This is a genomic window from Paucibacter hankyongi, from assembly GCF_037482915.1.
In the GTDB taxonomy this organism is placed as follows: domain Bacteria; phylum Pseudomonadota; class Gammaproteobacteria; order Burkholderiales; family Burkholderiaceae_C; genus Paucibacter_A; species Paucibacter_A hankyongi.
Genome location: NZ_JBBHJX010000001.1, coordinates 470,281 through 486,690, shown reverse-complemented (window position 1 = coordinate 486,690; position 16,410 = coordinate 470,281). Strand labels below are relative to the sequence as shown.

General features: G+C 63.0%; 10 protein-coding genes. 4 read left to right on the top strand and 6 right to left on the bottom strand.

What is annotated here, in order from left to right; all coding sequences use genetic code 11:
* Window positions 1-14: 14 nt before the first annotated feature.
* Genes WG899_RS02150 through WG899_RS02135 form a run of 4 tightly spaced genes read right to left on the bottom strand, consistent with a single transcriptional unit; the run spans window position 15 to window position 7,931 of the window.
* Window positions 15-2,096, bottom strand: a complete 2,082-nt coding sequence (locus tag WG899_RS02150; RefSeq protein ID WP_339593968.1) for an AsmA family protein — start codon at window positions 2,094-2,096, stop codon at window positions 15-17.
* Window positions 2,097-3,536 (bottom strand): efflux transporter outer membrane subunit, encoded by a 1,440-nt coding sequence (locus WG899_RS02145; RefSeq protein WP_339593967.1) that lies wholly within the window; start codon window positions 3,534-3,536, stop codon window positions 2,097-2,099.
* A complete protein-coding gene (locus tag WG899_RS02140; RefSeq protein ID WP_339593966.1) occupies window positions 3,533-6,676 on the bottom strand; it encodes an efflux RND transporter permease subunit in 3,144 nt (1,047 codons plus the stop codon). Before WG899_RS02140 ends, WG899_RS02145 begins: the two co-directional genes overlap by 4 nt.
* Before the next feature lie 16 nt (window positions 6,677-6,692).
* A complete protein-coding gene (locus WG899_RS02135; RefSeq protein ID WP_339593965.1) occupies window positions 6,693-7,931 on the bottom strand; it encodes an efflux RND transporter periplasmic adaptor subunit in 1,239 nt (412 codons plus the stop codon).
* Window positions 7,932-8,238: 307 nt separating this feature from the next.
* On the opposite strand from WG899_RS02135, the gene WG899_RS02130 reads away from it, so the two are divergent.
* The 3 genes from WG899_RS02130 to WG899_RS02120 are packed head-to-tail and all read left to right on the top strand — an operon-like array spanning window position 8,239 to window position 11,146.
* Window positions 8,239-9,768, top strand: a complete 1,530-nt coding sequence (locus WG899_RS02130; RefSeq protein WP_339593964.1) for a YbaY family lipoprotein — start codon at window positions 8,239-8,241, stop codon at window positions 9,766-9,768.
* Between the two features lie 34 nt (window positions 9,769-9,802).
* On the top strand, window positions 9,803-10,477 hold the full coding sequence (locus WG899_RS02125) for a hypothetical protein (protein ID WP_339593963.1): 675 nt from the start codon (window positions 9,803-9,805) through the stop codon (window positions 10,475-10,477).
* 36 nt (window positions 10,478-10,513) lie between these two features.
* The gene (locus tag WG899_RS02120) at window positions 10,514-11,146 is read left to right on the top strand and encodes a DUF4136 domain-containing protein (RefSeq protein ID WP_339593962.1); all 633 of its coding nucleotides are present in this window, start codon (window positions 10,514-10,516) and stop codon (window positions 11,144-11,146) included.
* A 58-nt stretch (window positions 11,147-11,204) separates the two neighbouring features.
* Here WG899_RS02120 and WG899_RS02115 read toward each other — a convergent pair whose 3' ends face one another.
* A complete protein-coding gene (locus WG899_RS02115; protein ID WP_444718801.1) occupies window positions 11,205-13,085 on the bottom strand; it encodes an ABC transporter transmembrane domain-containing protein in 1,881 nt (626 codons plus the stop codon).
* 101 nt (window positions 13,086-13,186) lie between these two features.
* Window positions 13,187-15,313 (bottom strand): acetyl-CoA hydrolase/transferase C-terminal domain-containing protein, encoded by a 2,127-nt coding sequence (locus tag WG899_RS02110; protein WP_339593961.1) that lies wholly within the window; start codon window positions 15,311-15,313, stop codon window positions 13,187-13,189.
* 242 nt (window positions 15,314-15,555) lie between these two features.
* On the opposite strand from WG899_RS02110, the gene WG899_RS02105 reads away from it, so the two are divergent.
* Window positions 15,556-16,365 carry a GGDEF domain-containing protein gene (locus tag WG899_RS02105; RefSeq protein WP_339593960.1) on the top strand — a complete coding sequence of 270 codons (810 nt, stop codon included), beginning with the start codon at window positions 15,556-15,558 and terminating at the stop codon, window positions 16,363-16,365.
* The last annotated feature ends 45 nt before the right edge of the window (window positions 16,366-16,410 follow it).

The following is a 16,410-nucleotide window of genomic DNA, read 5'->3' as shown; positions in this document are numbered from 1 at the left end:
CGGCGGAAAGGGACTCAGCCCCCAAGCCAGTTGCGCAGCGACGGCCCCGAAGCATTGGCCGGGTTGAGCGCCCGGCGGCAGGGCTGCTCGGCGGGCTCCGGCTTGCTCAACATCCGTTGCGCCAAGATGGACAAGCCGCCGGTGGCCACCTTCAGGCCGACCTGGGTGGCTTGCTGGGCGGTGCCTGCCGCATCCCAGCTGATATTCGGCTTGCTCAGCGGCCCGTCCAATTGAACCAGTGCCGATAGATTGGCTGCGCTGACCCCCAGGCCTTTTTGCGTGCTGGGGCGCATCGCCAAGCTGAGGGCTTCCTTGCCCAAGTCGATATGACCCAGGGCCGCCAGATTGAACTGCTCTGACTCCAAGGCGATGGAGCGATCGACCTCGGCCCGCCCTTGCTTGAAGGGCAGGCGCATCACGGCGCAGCGAATCGGGTTGTCGCGTCTTTTTTGGTCGCCAGGCAGCAGCGCTCGCAAAGTGCCCATCAAGACATCGGTGCCTAGATGATTGGCTTGGCCCTGCAAGACGAAGTTGCGCGCGTCGAGCAAGACCTGACCCTCCAGCGACGAGACCCATTCGCGAGCACCGTCGCCGTTGGCAGCCACATCGATCGCCATGCGCAGGCTGCCGCCGCGCAGCGCTGGCGGTGATGAGCTGCCCAGATAGGGACTCAAGTCGTCTATCTTCATGTCGCGGCCATCGAGTTTGAGGCGCCAGTGGGGCAGCTTTTGCTTCTTCTGCGCGGCGCCTGCCGGGGTCAGCTCTTGTGCCGTCAGAGCCATGGTGCCTGAGGCCTGCCAAAGCCCGCCTGCCATTTGCCATTGCGCGCTCTTCAGGTTCAGGCTTTGTGTTGCCATCTCGACATGCGCCAGCAAGCCCTGCATCGGCGGCATTTTCGGCAGCTGCAGCGAAGGAATGTCCAGCGCCAGATCGAGCTCGAAGGGAAAGGCTTTGGGCAAGGGCCAGGTGTCGCGGCTGAAGAGGGGACCGCTCGCTTGGCCCGTGCGAGGAGACTTCTTTGCGTCTTGAGCTTTCCCGTTTTGGCCTTTCGGCTTGGGCAAAAAGGGCGCAAGGTCAAAGGAATCGGATTTCAGCTTCATCTCCAAACGCAGCGGCTCGCCGCCGCGCTCGAACAGTTCGCCCTCCATGCTTTGCCCAGCGGCCGCAATCTTGAAGGGCTGCACCGAGAGCACGGCGCCTTGGCGGCGCACTTGCGCATCCAGCTGCAGGGCTTGGGGCAGTTGTCTGATCAGTTCGGCGCGGCGGGGCATCAGGGCTTGCAGCGCCTGGCTGTCGCTGAGCGCGGCCTTCAGCTCGACATTGAAGTCACCCGCATGGGCACCCAGGGCCAGCTGGCCCTTGCTGCTCAAGTTCAAACCTTCTAGCTGCAGCTTCAGATCAAAAGGCCAAAACTCGCTCTCGGCCCTGAAGGCCGCCAAGCCGCCAAAGCTGCCGTCGATCCGTAAAGGCTGCTCGGCCAAGCTCAGCCGAGCTTGCAGCGCATAGTCAGACTGCTGTGCGCGCAGATTCAGTTCATCGACGTGCAGCTGCAAATCTCGCGGCAGGCGAGGGCTGTGCAGGGTAATTTGGGAATCCAGCCATTGGATGTGGGCAAGGCTGAAATCACCTGGCTTGCGCTGCGGATTGGGAGGCTTGCTGGTGTCCGAGCTAGCGGCGGATTTGCTCGGGCTGAAGGCCCAGTTGCCACGCCCTTGCTCGTCGACTTCCAACCAGATGTCGGCGCCTTCGATCAAGATGCGCTGCACCTCGATGCGACCGTCCAGCAAGGGCTCCAGCGCCAACTCCAGCGCGGCTTTTCTGACGCTGAGCATGTCTGGCCGGCTGCCCCAATCGAGATTGGCCAGGTTCAGGTCTTCCACCACCACCGCGATATTGGGCAGCAGCCGCCAGCTGATGGGGCCGCGGATCGCGAACGCGCGGCCGGTCTTGGCCTGCACCTGCTCGGCCACCATGGCCAAGAGGCGCTCGGGCGGATAGGCCCGCTTCAGCGCGAGAAGACCCAGCAGCGCCACCAGGATCAAGGCGGCCAGCAGCCCCAAGACCCAGCGCAATTTGGATCGACGCTGTTTTTGCATTCAGCTCTGCGGCGTCCAGCCCCCGCCCAAGGCGCGATACAGCGCAATCACCGAGGCATAGGCGCCGCTGGTCAACTGGGTCAGCTGCATCTGCGCGTCAAAGAGCTGACGCTGCGAATCCAAGACCTCGAAATAACTCGAAATCCCATTGGCATAGCGCAGGTCCACCAGGCGCAGCCGTTCGCGACTTTCATTGACGATGGTCTGCGTGGCATTGCGTTGCTCGCGCAGGTGCTGGAAGCGCAGCAGCGCGTCTTCCACCTCACGCAGCGCAATCTGCGTGGTGCGGGCGTAGTTCTCCACCGCGATGCCTTGCTGCGCTTCGGCGGCGGCCAGATTGCTGCTCAGACGCCCGCCGGTGAACAAGGGCAAGTTGATGGCCGGCGTGACGGTGTAGGCGCTGCGATCGCCGTCCACCAAGCTGCTCAGTTGCGGGCTGATGAAGCCCAAGAACCCGGTCAAAGAGATGCTGGGCAGATGGGCTTTGCGGGCTGCGGCAACGCTGGACTGGCTGGCTGCCAGGCTCAGCTCGGCGGCGCGCACGTCGGGCCGACGGCTGAGCAGGTCTGAGGGAATGCCGGCCGGCAAGGTCTCCGGCAGCGCGTACTGGCTCAGCGGGGTGCTGGCGTGCAAGGGGCCGGGGTTGCGGCCGATCAGCAGGCACAGCGCGTTCTCTTGCAGGCCGCGGTTTTGCTGCATCAAGGCCAACGCCGCTTCGGCCTGCGCCAAGGAGGTGGCGGCCTGCGTCACATCCACCTTGGAGACCACACCGGCATTGAAACGCAGCCGCACGATGCGCAGCGACTCGGCCCGTGAGCTCTGGGTGCTTTTGGCGATCTCGATGGACTGGTCATACTCCAAAAGCTTGAGCCAGCCAGCCGCAATCTCAGACACCAGGCCCACCTGGGCAAAGCGCTGCAGCGCTTCGCTGGATTCAAGATTGCGCAGCGCCGCATCATTCAAAGAGCCCAGCCGGCCCCACAAATCAATCTCCCAGGCCGGCATGGCCAGACCCAGGCGATAGCTGGAGGAGACTAGGTTTTCGGTGCTGCTCAATCCGCTGGGCGCGCGTTGCCGGCTTGCGCTGGCGTCTGCGCCCAGGCTGGGCAAAGAGGCGGACTTTTGCAGGCCGTACTGGGCACGCGCCAGTTCCACTCTTTGCGCGGCGATGCGGATGTCTGGGCTGTTGCGCAGCGCTTCTTGGATCAGGGCTTCCAGTTCGGCGTCGCGAAACAGGCTGGCAAAGGGGCGCTCGGCCAGATTGCTTTGGGTGTTGGCCGGGCTTTTCCAAGCCTGCGGCACGGTCAGGGGTCTATCGGCCTTGGAGCCATCAGCGGAGTGTTCCGGCGTGCTGCTGCAAGCGCTCAGAAGCAGGGCGCTGGCCAGCAAAACCACGGTCATCGGTGCTGAGGCATTGAGGGAAGGACGATGGCGTTTCATGCTTGCACCTCCTCGGCCTTGTCGCTGGGCTTGGCTGCGTCTGGCGGAGCTTCCGTCGGTTTGGATTTGCCGCCGAACCAACTCATCATGGCCACATAGAACAGCGGTGTGAAAAACACCCCCACCAAGGTGGCCGCCAACATGCCGCCCAAGATGCCGGTGCCCACCGAGTGTTGGGTGGCCGCGCCCGCGCCGGTCGCCTTCACCAGCGGCAAGACGCCCAGAATAAAGGCCAGCGAAGTCATCACAATCGGCCGCAGGCGCTGGCGCCCGGCCTCAATGGCGGCCTCGACAATGCCCTTGCCGGACTCGTACTGCTGCTTGGCGAACTCGACGATCAAGATGCCGTTCTTACCCGCCAGGCCCACCAGGGTGATCAAGCTGACTTGGAAGAACACATCGTTCGGAGATTGTCGGAAGAGCAGGGCGATCAAGGCGCCCAAAATCGCGATGGGCACGATCAGGAACACCGCCACAGGCAGGGTCCAGCTCTCGTAGAGTGCCGCCAGGAAGAGGAACACGAAGACCAGGGACAAGGCAAAGATGCCGGCCGATTGTGAGCCTGCCGAACGCTCTTGCAAGGACTGGCCCGACCACTCAAAGCTGGTGCCCTCGGGCAGCGTGCTGGCGGAGATTTCTTCCATGGCCTGCAAGGCCTCGCCTGAGCTGCGGCCCGGCGCCGGCCCGCCATTGAGCTGCACCGAGGGGTAGCCGTTGTAGCGGGTCAAGGCGATGGGGGCCGAGCGCCATTCGGTGCGCATCAAAGCCGCCAAGGGCACCAGGTCACCATTGGCATTGCGGATCTGGAAGCGCTCCAAGGCCGCAGGGTCAGAGCGGAAGCTTTGTTCCGCCTGCATCTTGACCTTGAGGTTGGTGCCAAAAGCGGTGAATTGGTTGACGAAAGAGGAGCCCATCAAGGTGCCCACCGTGGCATAGAGATCCGGTACCGAGACGCCCAAGGCCTTGGCCTTGTTGCGGTCCACATCGAGGAAAAGGGTCTGCACCTCGGGCGCGGCCACGCTGCGGGCGCCGAGCAGTCGCTCGTCCTTGGCCGCTGCGCCGGCAATCGCCAAGGTCGCCGCGTTGAGTTTGGCGCGGTCGCCATCCAGAGACAGCAGCCGGTAGTCAAAGCCGGCCACATTGCCCATGCCCGAGATCGGCGGCTCGTTCAGCGCGAACACCCGAGCCTCGGTGATGCTGGCGAACTTCTGATTGAGTCGCTTGATCAGGCCGGCCACGCGGGTTTCGGGCGTGTTGCGCTCCTCCCAAGGCTTGAGGGTGGTGAAGACAAAGGCCTGGTTGGCGTAGCGATAGAAGATGGAGAAGCCCAGAATCGCGGTGCTGTCCTTGATGGCGTCTTCGCTGGCCAAAATGGCTTCGGCTTTCTTCAAGGCTTCGCGGGTGCGCTCGGGCGAGGCGCCGGCAGGCAGGTCTACCGCCACATAAATCGTGCCCTTGTCTTCTTCCGGCACAAAGCCGCCCGGAATGGCGCCGAACAAATACACCACCCCGGCGATCAAGCCGCCGTAGACCGCCCATGACAAGAGCTTGCGCCCCAGCAGCAGCTTCACGCCGGCCACATAGCCGCCGGTGACCCGCTCAAAGAAACGGTCGAAGGCCTGAATCGGCTTGAGCTTGTGCATGCCGGGCTTGAGAATCAATGCGCACAGGGCCGGCGTTAGCGTCAAGGCGGTGATGGCCGAGAGGAGGGTGGCAAAGGTGATGGTGATGGCGAACTGCTTGTACAAGGTGCCGGTCACACCGCCCAAGAAGGCAATCGGGACAAAGACCGCGCAAATCACCGCCGTCACGCCGACGATGGCGCCGCCAATGCCCTGCATGGCCTTGATGGCGGCGCTGGTGGCGTCCAGATGCTCGTCGTGCATGATCTTCTCGACGGCTTCCACCACCACGATGGCGTCGTCCACCACGATGCCAATCGCCAGCACCAGGCCGAACAGCGTCAGCATGTTGATCGAGAAGCCCGCCAGCAGCAGGCCGGCCATGGTGCCCACAATCGAGACCGGAATCGCCAGCAAAGGGATGATGGTGGCGCGCATGCTGCCCAGGAAGAGATAAACCACCACCAGCACCAAGACAAAGGCTTCGATGAAGGTGTGGGTCACCAGCTCCACCGAGGCGGTGACGAACTTGGTGGTGTCATAGCTGATCGACCATTTGATCTCGCGCGGGAAGGCCAGGGTCAGCTGGTCCATGCGGGTCTTCAAGGCCTTGGCCAGCTCCAGCGCATTGCCGCCGGGGCGCAGATAGACACCAATCGCCACGGCCGGTTTGCCGTTCAGGCGCGACTCAAACTGGTAGTCATCGGCGCCGAGCTCCACCCGCGCCACATCGCGCACCCGCACCACCGAGCCATCCGGCAAGGCACGGATCACGATGTTCTTGAACTGCTCCACCTCGGTCAGGCCGCCGGCGGTCTGGACCGGGAAGGTCAGGCTTTGGCCGTTGTCGGCCGGGGATTGGCCAATCTCGCCGACCGCAAAGTTCTGGTTCTGCTCGCGCACCGCATTGCCTACATCGGCGGCGGTGAGGCGGTACTTGGCGAGCCGGTCCGGGTCCAGCCACAAGCGCATCGCATAGGGTGCGGCGAACAGCGTCACATCGCCGGCACCGGGCAAGCGCTTCAACTCATTGATGACCTGGCTGTTGGCCAGATTGGCGATATAGGTGCGGTCAAAGCGCGGGTCTTCCGACTGCAGCACCAGCACCTGCAAGATCTGCGGATTGGTCTTGTCCACCCGCAAGCCATTGCGCAGCACCTCTTGCGGCAGCAGCGATTCCACCCGCTTGGCACGGTTGTTGACTTCCACCGCTGCCAGGTCCAAATCGGTGCCGGGCTGGAAGAAGACCTGCAACTGCATCAGGCCGCTAGCCGAGCTGGTGCTTTGCATATAGAGCAGGCCGGCGATGCCGTTCATCTCGCGCTCCAGCGGCGCAGCCACGGTCGTTTCCAGCGTTTCGGGGCTGGCGCCGGGATAGGTGGCGGTGATCTGCACTTGAGGCGGCGCCACATTTGGATATTGCTCCACCGCCAGCTGCTTGCTGGCGAGGATGCCGATCAACATGAAGAGCAGGGCGATGACGGTCGCCATCACCGGGCGTTTGACAAAAAATCCCATGGTCGGGCCCTCCGGCTCAGCGGCTGGCGCCGGAGGAAGGGACGGCAGCCGCAGCGGCTGATGATCCCGCCGCTCCACCTGCACCCGGCACCCAGGGCGAAGGACTCACCACCGCGCCTTGCTGCAGGCGCTGCAGGCCCTCAACCACCACCTTCTCGCCGGCACCCAGGCCTTTCTCGATGATCCAGTCGTTCTTCAGCCATTCGCCCACCACCAGGTCGCGGCGCTCGACCTTGTTCTCAGGCCCGACCACCCAGGCGATATGGCCGGTGGGCGTCTTGGTGACGGCTTTTTGCGGAATCAGGATGGTGTCAGGCCGGGCCCCCGAGGTGTAGACCACGCGGACATACATGCCCGGCAAGAGTTTTTGGGAGGGGTTGGGCATCACCACCCGCAAGGTAATGGTGCCGGTGCTGGGGTTCACTTGCGACTCTGAAAAGTCCAGCCGTCCGCTGCGCTCGAATTCGCTGCCGTCCGGCAGGAAGAGCCGCGCCAGCGCGCTGCCGGTGCCTTCGCCGGTCTTGACCCGACCGGCGCTCAACTCACGCCGCAGAATCAAGGCATCACGATCGGCCACATTGAAGTTCACATAAACCTGGTCCAGCCGGTCCACGGTGGTCAGGTGGGTGGATTCACCGCGGCCCACCAAGCGCCCCTCGGGCACCAGCGCGGCGCCGATCTTGCCGGATTCGGTCGCCGTCACACGGGTATAGCCCAGATTGGTTTGAGCCCGCTCCACATTTGCGTTAGACACGGCCAGCAAGGCCTCGGTTTGCTTGACTGCCGTGACCGCGTCGTCATAGTCCTGTTGACTGATGGCGTTTTCTTTCACCAGTGGCGCAAGGCGCTTCTCCTTGGAGCGGGCGCTGGCCAGATTGGCTGCGCTGCGGGCCTGGTCGGCCTGGGCATCGTTCAAGGCGATACGGTAAGGCGTCGGGTCAATGGTGTAGAGCAGGTCGCCCTTTTTGACCTCGGCTCCTTCGACAAAATGGCGACGCTCCAGAATGCCTTCGACCCGGGCTCGCACCTCCACTGAACGGTAGGCGGCAACCCGCCCGACATACTCGTTATTCACCGGCACCGTTTCAGAACGAGAGGCCACCACCTTGACTTGCGCCGGTGGCAGCGCCTTTGGTGCTGCGGCCTCTTTTTTCTGGCAGGCGCTCAGGCCCGAGACCAGCAAGAGCACGGGGATCAGGAGCCGGCCCCATATCGCACGTTTGGACACCCGGGATAAAGGCTTCAACTGAGGCATGGTGCTGTTTCCGTCAAGAGATGGCTGGACCTGACCCGCATGCCGCAGGCCCTAGAGCTTTCTGGCAGCATGACTGCCGCACTATAACGGGCGAATTTGGCAGAACGATGCAAGCCTAGGTTCGTGCACTTTCCCGAGGGTTCTCCGTCCAAGCGGTTCGTTATCCAAGCGCAGCTGATGTCGAAGAGACGCGCTGCGGGGGACTGGCTGGCAGGCTGGGGTGAGGTTGAAATTAGCGATAGAGTAGCTTCGCTGAAAAGCGTCGATCGATGAGCTTCGTACTGCCTGAATGGATTCGCCTTTGCCCATGAAGCTGTTTTTAATGCCGCGCGTTTTGTTTTTTAGTCTCTTGGTTGGCATGAGCTTGGGCCTGCCGACCGCGGCAGGTGCAGTGACAGTTGGTGAAGTTGCGGATCAGAAATTGGTAACGTCGGGGCGCGTGCTTTTGCCGGCTGGTGCTGTATTACCCAGCCAGTCGGTCTTGACCGTTCGGGTCGAAGACGTCAGCCTGGCTGACGCGCCGGCGCGTTTGATGGGCGAGTTCAAGCGAGACTTGAGCGGCACCGATCCGAACCTGGACTTCAAGATCACGGTTGCGCGAAGGGACATCGATCTGCGTCACCGCTACTCGTTGCGAGCAACGATTCATGAAGGCGGGCAGCTGCGCTTCACCAGCACCCAGTTCCACCCAGTGTTTACAGCTGATGGCTGGGGCAGCGCCAAGCCGACCGGCCAGAGTCTGCTGATTCCTCTCGAGGCTGTGATCCCGGCGCCTTCGCCGCACCCTCATGCGCCCCAGCAGGGTTCAGTTTTTGGCTCTGGATTGCCCCTTACTTTTTCCGGGGACTTGCCCTGCGCCGACTGCGAAGGTATCCAGCACCGCCTGACTCTGCGCGTCGACGGCGGCTATCGCCTGCGTTTGGACTACTTGGGCAAGTCGGGCGGCCCATTTACGGAATGGGGTCGGTGGTCCGTGCAGCCAAGCCAGGGATTGATGCCTGGGCGCTTGCTCTTGCAAGGGGCACGCCAAGAGGCCAGGCATTTTGTGTTGATGCCGGGCACTGAAAAGGCCCCGGCGCGTTTGCGCCAACTGGACCGCCAGGGTCAGCCCTTCTCGTCTTCCGCAAATCTGGACCTGCATCTAAGCGCAGCACAAGACGAGGGTCAGGTGCCGCTGCACCTGCGCGGCGAGTTTCGCTATATGGCCGATGCGGCGAACTTTACCGACTGCGCCAGCGGCTTGCGCTGGCCGGTGGCCATGGGTGGCGACTATCTGGCGCTGGAGCGTCGCTATGGTGAATTGGTGAAGTCCCCTGGCGGCAGCGTCTGGGTCGAGTTGCGCGGCCGTGTGGCCCTGGCGCCCAGCATGGAGGGACAGGCTCGCGAGCACGTCTTGGTGGACCAGTTCATCGCCGCCGATGCCGCGGCATCATGTGCCGCGCCGGCGGCCGCGCTGGCACCCGACGCGCGCCCGCCACTGGCGCAACTGCTCAACACCTACTGGAAGCTGATCGAGATCGAAGGCCAGCCCTTGCTGGGCACAGCTGTTCAGGCCATGGGCGATGTGAGCCTGACATTGGCTTCGCAAGAAGCGACGGCCAGAATCAAGTCGGTTTGCGACAGCACTGTCGTACGGTATCAATTGAGTGGCAATACGCTGAAATTCGTTGCTATGGCGGGTACCATGGTTGCATGCCCGGCGCCCGTTCAGGACTTGCTTGCGAAACTGGATCAGGCCTTGCGGGCGAGCCAGAGCTATCGCATTGAAAGCGAACATCTGTTGCTGATCGCCGGGAACCAAAGCCTGGCGCGATTTGAAGCTGTTTATTTGCGTTGATTTTTGTTTTTTATTGCTTAGGAATGGATCTCCGATGAATCGTTTGTCTACTCTCGCGCTGGCTTGTTCCTTGGTCCTGACTGCCGCTTTGCCCTTGTCGGCCCAGGCGCAAAGCATGACCACCAACACCGTCAGTGCCAAGACCGAAGATGCGCGGATGAAAGGCGCTGAGATCGAGTACCGCGCCCGTGTGGTGGAGTTGGATGCGGCCGGCCGCTTGCTGACGCTGCGTGGTCCCAAGGGGCGCCTCAGCACGGTCAAGGTGCCGCCCGAGATGCAGAACTTCGAGAAGGTTCGCGTCGGCGACGATCTGGTGATCCGATATGCCTCCGCCATCGCGGCCGCCATGGAGCCGACCAGCAAGAGTGGCATTCGCGAGCGCGTCGAGTCGTCTTCGGCCGGGCGCGTGGAAGCCGGCGGTATGCCGGCCGTTGCGGCCGGGCACACGGTGGAAATTTTGGCCGTCATCACGGCGCTGGACCCCAAGGCCAATACCGCGACTTTGCGCGGCGTCAAGCGTACCGAAACCCTGGCCGTGCCGGCAGGCGTGGACATCAAAAAGCTGAAGGTGGGCGATGAGGTTCGCGTCGCCATGGTCGAGGCCATGGCCATCAACATCGAACACGCCGCGGCCAAGGAAGGTAAAGCGGCCACCAAGTCGAGCGCGCCCAAGGCAGCCAAACCCGCTGCTTCGGCGGCTTCCAAGTAAATCGGTTTGATGTTGGCCTTGTTTGAAGAGAAGACCATGAATAAGCGTGGCAGGATGAATCGCCCCCTGGCCGGCTTGGTACTGGCCGGCGCTGCTCTGTTGGTGGGAGGCTGCGCCAGTGGCCCGCAGGTGCGGGTCTCGATGGACAAAGCAGCCGTGTTCAGCCAGTACCAGACCTTTGCCTATGCCAGCCCGCTCGGTACCGACCGCGGTGGCTACCAAAGCATCGTCAGTCAGCACCTGAAGGATGCGACCACACAGGAGTTGCAGGCGCGCGGCATGCGTCTGGTGGAGACTTCGCCGCAACTGTTGGTGAACTTCAGCGCCTCGCTGAACGAGAAGATGCGCGTGTCGGCCACACCCGCGCCAATGCTGGGCATGGGCTACTACGGTTACCGCGCCGGCATGTACACGGCCTGGCCGCTCTATGGTGAGCAGCAAACCCTGACGCAGTACACCGAAGGGACCTTGAACATCGACGTGGTGGATGCGGCCCGTAAGCAACTGATTTGGGAAGGCGTGGTCACCGACAGCGTGACGCAAAAAGAGTTGGATCAACTCAAGGCCAGCATCGACAAGGCGGTGAAGGCTGCTTTTGCCAAGTACCCGGTGGCCTTGCCCGCTGCCTCTGCTGCGCCCAGCGTGCCGGCGGCGCCGAAGGCGCAGTAAGCTCGCACGAGGGGACAGCCAGTCCCCGTTTGAGCGGCGCGCCGGTCGGCGCGCTCCTTCAGGCCTCGAACTGCAACGCCGCCAAGCGGGCGTAGAGCCCGCCGCGTGCACTGAGTTCCGCATGTGTGCCGACGTCATTGATGCGGCCATGCTCCATCACCACGATGCGGTCTGCGCGTTGCACCGTCGCCAAGCGGTGGGCGATCACCAGCGTGGTGCGGTGCTGCATGGCGGCCTCCAAGGCGGCTTGCACCATGCGCTCGCTCTCGGCATCGAGTGCGCTGGTGGCTTCATCTAGCAGCAGCAAGGGTGGGTTTTTCAACATCGCTCGGGCAATGCTGATGCGCTGCCGCTGGCCACCCGACAGGCGCACACCGCGCTCGCCCAAGAAGGTGGCGTAGCCCTCGGGCAGGGCCTGGATGAAGTCGTCGGCGAATGCGGCCTTGGCGGCGGCCATCACCTCGGCGTCACTGGCCTGGGGCCGGCCATAACGAATGTTCTCCATGGCGCTGGTCGAGAAGATCACGCTGTCTTGCGGCACCAGGCCGATGGCCGAGCGCAGGTCCTGCAGGCGCAGGCCTTGGGTTTTCACCCCGTTCAAGGAAATGACGCCGGATTGTGGGTCGTAAAAGCGCAGCAGCAACTGGAACACCGTGCTCTTGCCGGCGCCGCTGGGTCCGACCAGGGCGACCGTTTCGCCGGCGTGAATCTGCAGATCAAAGTCTTGCAGCGCGGCTTGCTGAGGCCGCGAGGGATAGTTGAAACTCAGACCCTGCAGGCTCAAGCTCATGCCGCCGGCGGACTGCGGCAGTGTCTGCGGCGCGCTCGGATCGGCCACCTTGGTCTTGCTGGCCAATAGCTCCATCAGGCGTTCGGTGGCGCCCGCGGCGCGCAGCACATCACCATAGACCTCGGCCAAGACGGCCACGCTGCTGACCAACAAGATCACATAGACAATGGTTTGGCCGAGGTGCCCGGCGCTGATGCGTCCGGCCATCACCGCCTGCGTGCCCTGGTACAAGCCCCAAAGCAGGGCGCCAAAGGTGGCGCTGATGATGAAGGCCACCAGGCCGGCCCGCACCATGGCCCGCTTGCGTGCGGTTTCAAACGCGTTTTCACTGGCCTGGGCGAATCGCTGCGCTTCGGCGCCTTCTTGGGTGTAGCTCTGCACCACCGGCACCGCGTTGAGCACCTCGGCGGCGATGGCGCTGGTGTCGGCGACCCGGTCCTGGCTGGCGCGGCTGAGTTTGCGTACGCGCCGGCCAAAGTAGAGGGCCGGCGACACCACCAGAATCAAGATGCCCAGCACCTGCGTCATCACCAAGGGGTTGGTGGCAATCAACATGACCATAGCGCCGACGCCCATCACCGTGCTGCGCAAGCCCATCGATAGGCTGGAACCGACCACGGTCTGCACCACCGTGGTGTCGGTGGTGATGCGTGACAAGACCTCACCGGTTTGGGTGGTCTCAAAAAACTCTGGGCTTTGCTTCAACACATGGCGGTAGACGGCGCTGCGCAAATCGGCCGTGACGCGTTCGCCCAGCCAGGTCACCATATAAAAACGTGCGGCCGAAAACACCCCCAGTGCAGCGCCAACGCCAAAAAGGGCCAAGAAATGCCCACGCATGGCCATCAAACGGTCGGCGGCCTGGGCGGGGCCGGGATTGGCGGATGCCCCGGTGTTGGCCGCGCCTGCCCCCATGCCTTGATCGACGAGCCCCCGCAAGGCGAGCGGGAACGCCAGCGTCGCCAAGGCGGCCAAGATCAGGAAGACCAGCGCGACGCCAATATGCCCCCGATATGGGCGCAAAAAAGGCCACAAGCCGCTGAGCGAGCGCGGGTTGCCCTTGGCGCTCGACGCCGCGCTGTCGGGCATGGTTGGCGAGGCGGCGCTCGTTGAGCCGGTCTGGGTGTGCGGTGCTGACTTCGAATCCATGCGGCAGTGTAGGCGGGCTGGCTGGACCCACCCTCACCCTGCACAACACACCTCAGATCATTCCTGCGCGGCTTTCGGCCGCACAGCTTCGATCTTGAGCCTCAAAGATTGCTGGCAAACAGCCGCCGCACAAACAGGTCCTTGAAGCTCTTGGCGTCGGCCAAGCCCAGGCGTTCCAGATAGGCCTGCGGCACCGGGTGCTCGCCACGCAGGCTGCGCAAAATCATGCCGACCAATTCCACCGGATGGTGGCTGGCGTGCTTGAGCTTCTTCAGCGCGCGCACGATGACCAGCTCGTCCTCGTTCAGGTCGGTGCCGAAAGGGAAGTCGGGCAGCACGCCTTCATTGCGCCAGGGGCGCAGTTTCTCGCGCAGCATGTCGGGGCTGTTGTGGCTGGCCCATTCCGGTAATTGGTAGTCGGCCTCCAATTTGCCATGCGCCTTGGCCTCGGCGATCAGCGTCGCTTGGAAGCGCGAATCGGCAATCACCAGCAGGCGCTTGATGCATTCGGCGTCGGTGCAGCCACGCAGTTCGGCCACCCCATACTCGGTGATCACCACATCACGCAGATGGCGCGGAATGGTGCAGTTGGCATAGCTCCAGACGATATTGCTGCGCAGGCCGTCCTTGTTGTCATGGGTGGAGCGCAGCATCAGGATGCTGCGCGCATCGGGCAGGGCATGCGCCATGGCCACAAAGTTGTACTGACCACCCACACCCGAGACCATCTGGCCGGACTCCATGCCGTCCGAGGAGGCCGCACCCAAGAGCGTCACCTTCATCGCGGTATTGATCAGGCGAGCCTTGACGCGCTGGGCACGCTTCAAGGCCTGGCTGCCGATGGCATCGTCGTGCAACTCGTTGATGAAGCCGATGCGCGTCATGTCGATCTGGTCCAACAAGTCGGCGGGCATATCGCGCAAGCGCTGATAGAAGTCACGCGGACCGAGAAAGAAGCCGCCATGCATCAGCGTGGTCTTCAGCCAGCGTTCGCCCAGCAAGTCTTGAGCAATCGCAGCGATAGCCTCGGGCTGCGACACATCATGGCTGAAGACCCGTTCGCCCAGGGCAAGGCCTTGCGGCGTTAGCCGTACACCTGTTTTGAAGATGCCGTACTCGACCAAAAAGTCGAGATCCTGTGGCCGCAAGGGCGAGGCGATGCGCCCCATCTCCAGCAAGGCCTGTAAGACCGTGGCGTCTGGCCGTTCGCCCAAGCGCCCCGCCGTGGCCAAGTTTTGCAGGCTAAGGTCGGCGAAGACCCGGCGCCGAATCAGGCCGGCATCGATCAAGCGCATGAAGCCGTTGACGAACATTTCCGAACAGCCATAAAGGCCTTCGGCAAAGGCGCCGGTATCGCGCCCCGTCAACTCGCCATGGCACAGGCTGGAGAGGATTTGCTGGTAGGCCTCGGACTGCCGGTCGCGCACGATCAAGGCTTGGGCGATGGCGTCGCCGAGGGAACCAATGCCGATTTGCAAGGTGCCGCCATCTTGCACCAAGCTGGCGGCGTGCAAGCCGATGGCGTAGTCGGCCCAATTGATCGAGGCGTTGGGCGGGGCAAACAGCGCGTGGCTGCAGCCCGGCCCATCCAACACCAGATCGAACAAGCCGGCCGGCACGATGGCATGCCCTGGCATGAAGGGGAGTTCTCGGTTCACCATGGCCACCGCCATGATGGGGCGGTCTTGCGCCTGCATGCGTTCCAGCAGGTCAAAGCTCAGATCCGGGTTGCAGGACAACGACAACTCGGTCGAGCCGTCCGCAGCCTCTCGCGTTGCCACCGCCTGCATGATCAGATTGACCCCGTGCGACATCATGTCGCGCACCGCAAAGCTGTAATTGGTGCAGACGAAACCTTGCTGTGCCGGCTCATTGCCAAGGTAGTCGCCGGTTTTCATGAAGAACTCATGCACCTCGATATGGGCCGGCAGGCTGCGGCTGCGCAGCGCCTTCACGTAGTCCATATCGGGGTAATCCGCGAACACTCGTTCCACCAGCGGGGCCAGGAAATGCGCTTCCAGTTCGGAGGCTCCACTGGGCTTCTCCAGCGACAGGGCGGTAAAGATCTTCAGCCGCCGATCCGCTTGGGCGGCAATGCGGCGGTATAGCGCATTGACCAGCGGGTTGGGCTTGCCGATGCCCAAGGGGATGGCCATCACGATATCGCCCTGCACCTGTTGCAGGATCAGATCCACCGCCTGCTCCAGGCTGTTTGTGCTGCGGCTCACTTTGATTGGGTGAGGCTGTGTTTGTGCTTGCATCCTTGTCTCCTGTTTTTGTCTGCGCGTCGAGGCGTCTGTTTGTGCTTTGCAACAAGCACAGTCTGGATCAAATGGGCTTGGGTAGTTTTGACATGAGGCAAGCAAGCAACAGCATGGACGGGTATTGACTCCCCATTGCGGGGGAGTCGCCTTGGCGCAGCAAAGCATGTGCTGAAATCGCCTCAACGCAAAAAGGGCGATTACCGCACATGCACAGAAAACTGGAACAGCCCACCTGCTTGGATCCGATTCGCGAGGCCACCAACCGGCTGGGTTTTGCAGGCGCGCTGCTGCTGTTCACCCTCGCGGTCTCGCTCTTGGCGGTGGGGGGCTCACAGATTCTGGTGTCGCTGCTTGAGCGCGGTGACCGCGTCACCGCGGCGCTGGCAGCTGGCTTGTGCGGCCTCTTGCTGGCCGGGGGCTTGGGGCATCTGGTCTTGCGCATGCTGGCGTATCAAACGCAGTCGGAGCAAGACCTGACACGCTATGCCACCGTCGATCAACTAACCGGCGTCTTCAATCGACGCCATTTCTTGAATCTGGTGGAGCGCGAGTGGGCCTTGGCGCGGCGTTACGACATGGCATGCGCGCTGCTGGTGATCGATGTGGACCACTTCAAACGAGTCAATGACGGCTTCGGCCACCGCTGCGGAGACACGCTCTTGCGTCAGATCGCCGAGGCTTGCAGTGAAACACTGCGGCAGGCCGATGTGCTGGCGCGCTTTGGTGGCGAGGAATTCATCCTGTTCTTGCCACACACCGATCCGCTCGGCGCTTTGGATGTGGCGGAGCGGATTCGCGAGCGCATTGAGCGGCTTAACTTCGCCTGGAACGGACACAGCATTCCGGTCAGCGCCAGCATCGGCGTGGCCGCTTTGCAGCCCAAGCATCTCGCTTTGGAACAATTGGTCCAAGACGCCGAAGACGCGTTGGACGCCGCCAAGTCCGAGGGGCGCAACTGCGTTCGCGCCGGCGAAGGCCTGCTGCCGGGCAAGCCGAGCAGCTTGATGCGGGGTTGAGCGACCGCGCTAGGTGCAGGCCTTGTCCTTGTCTGTGACCTTGGC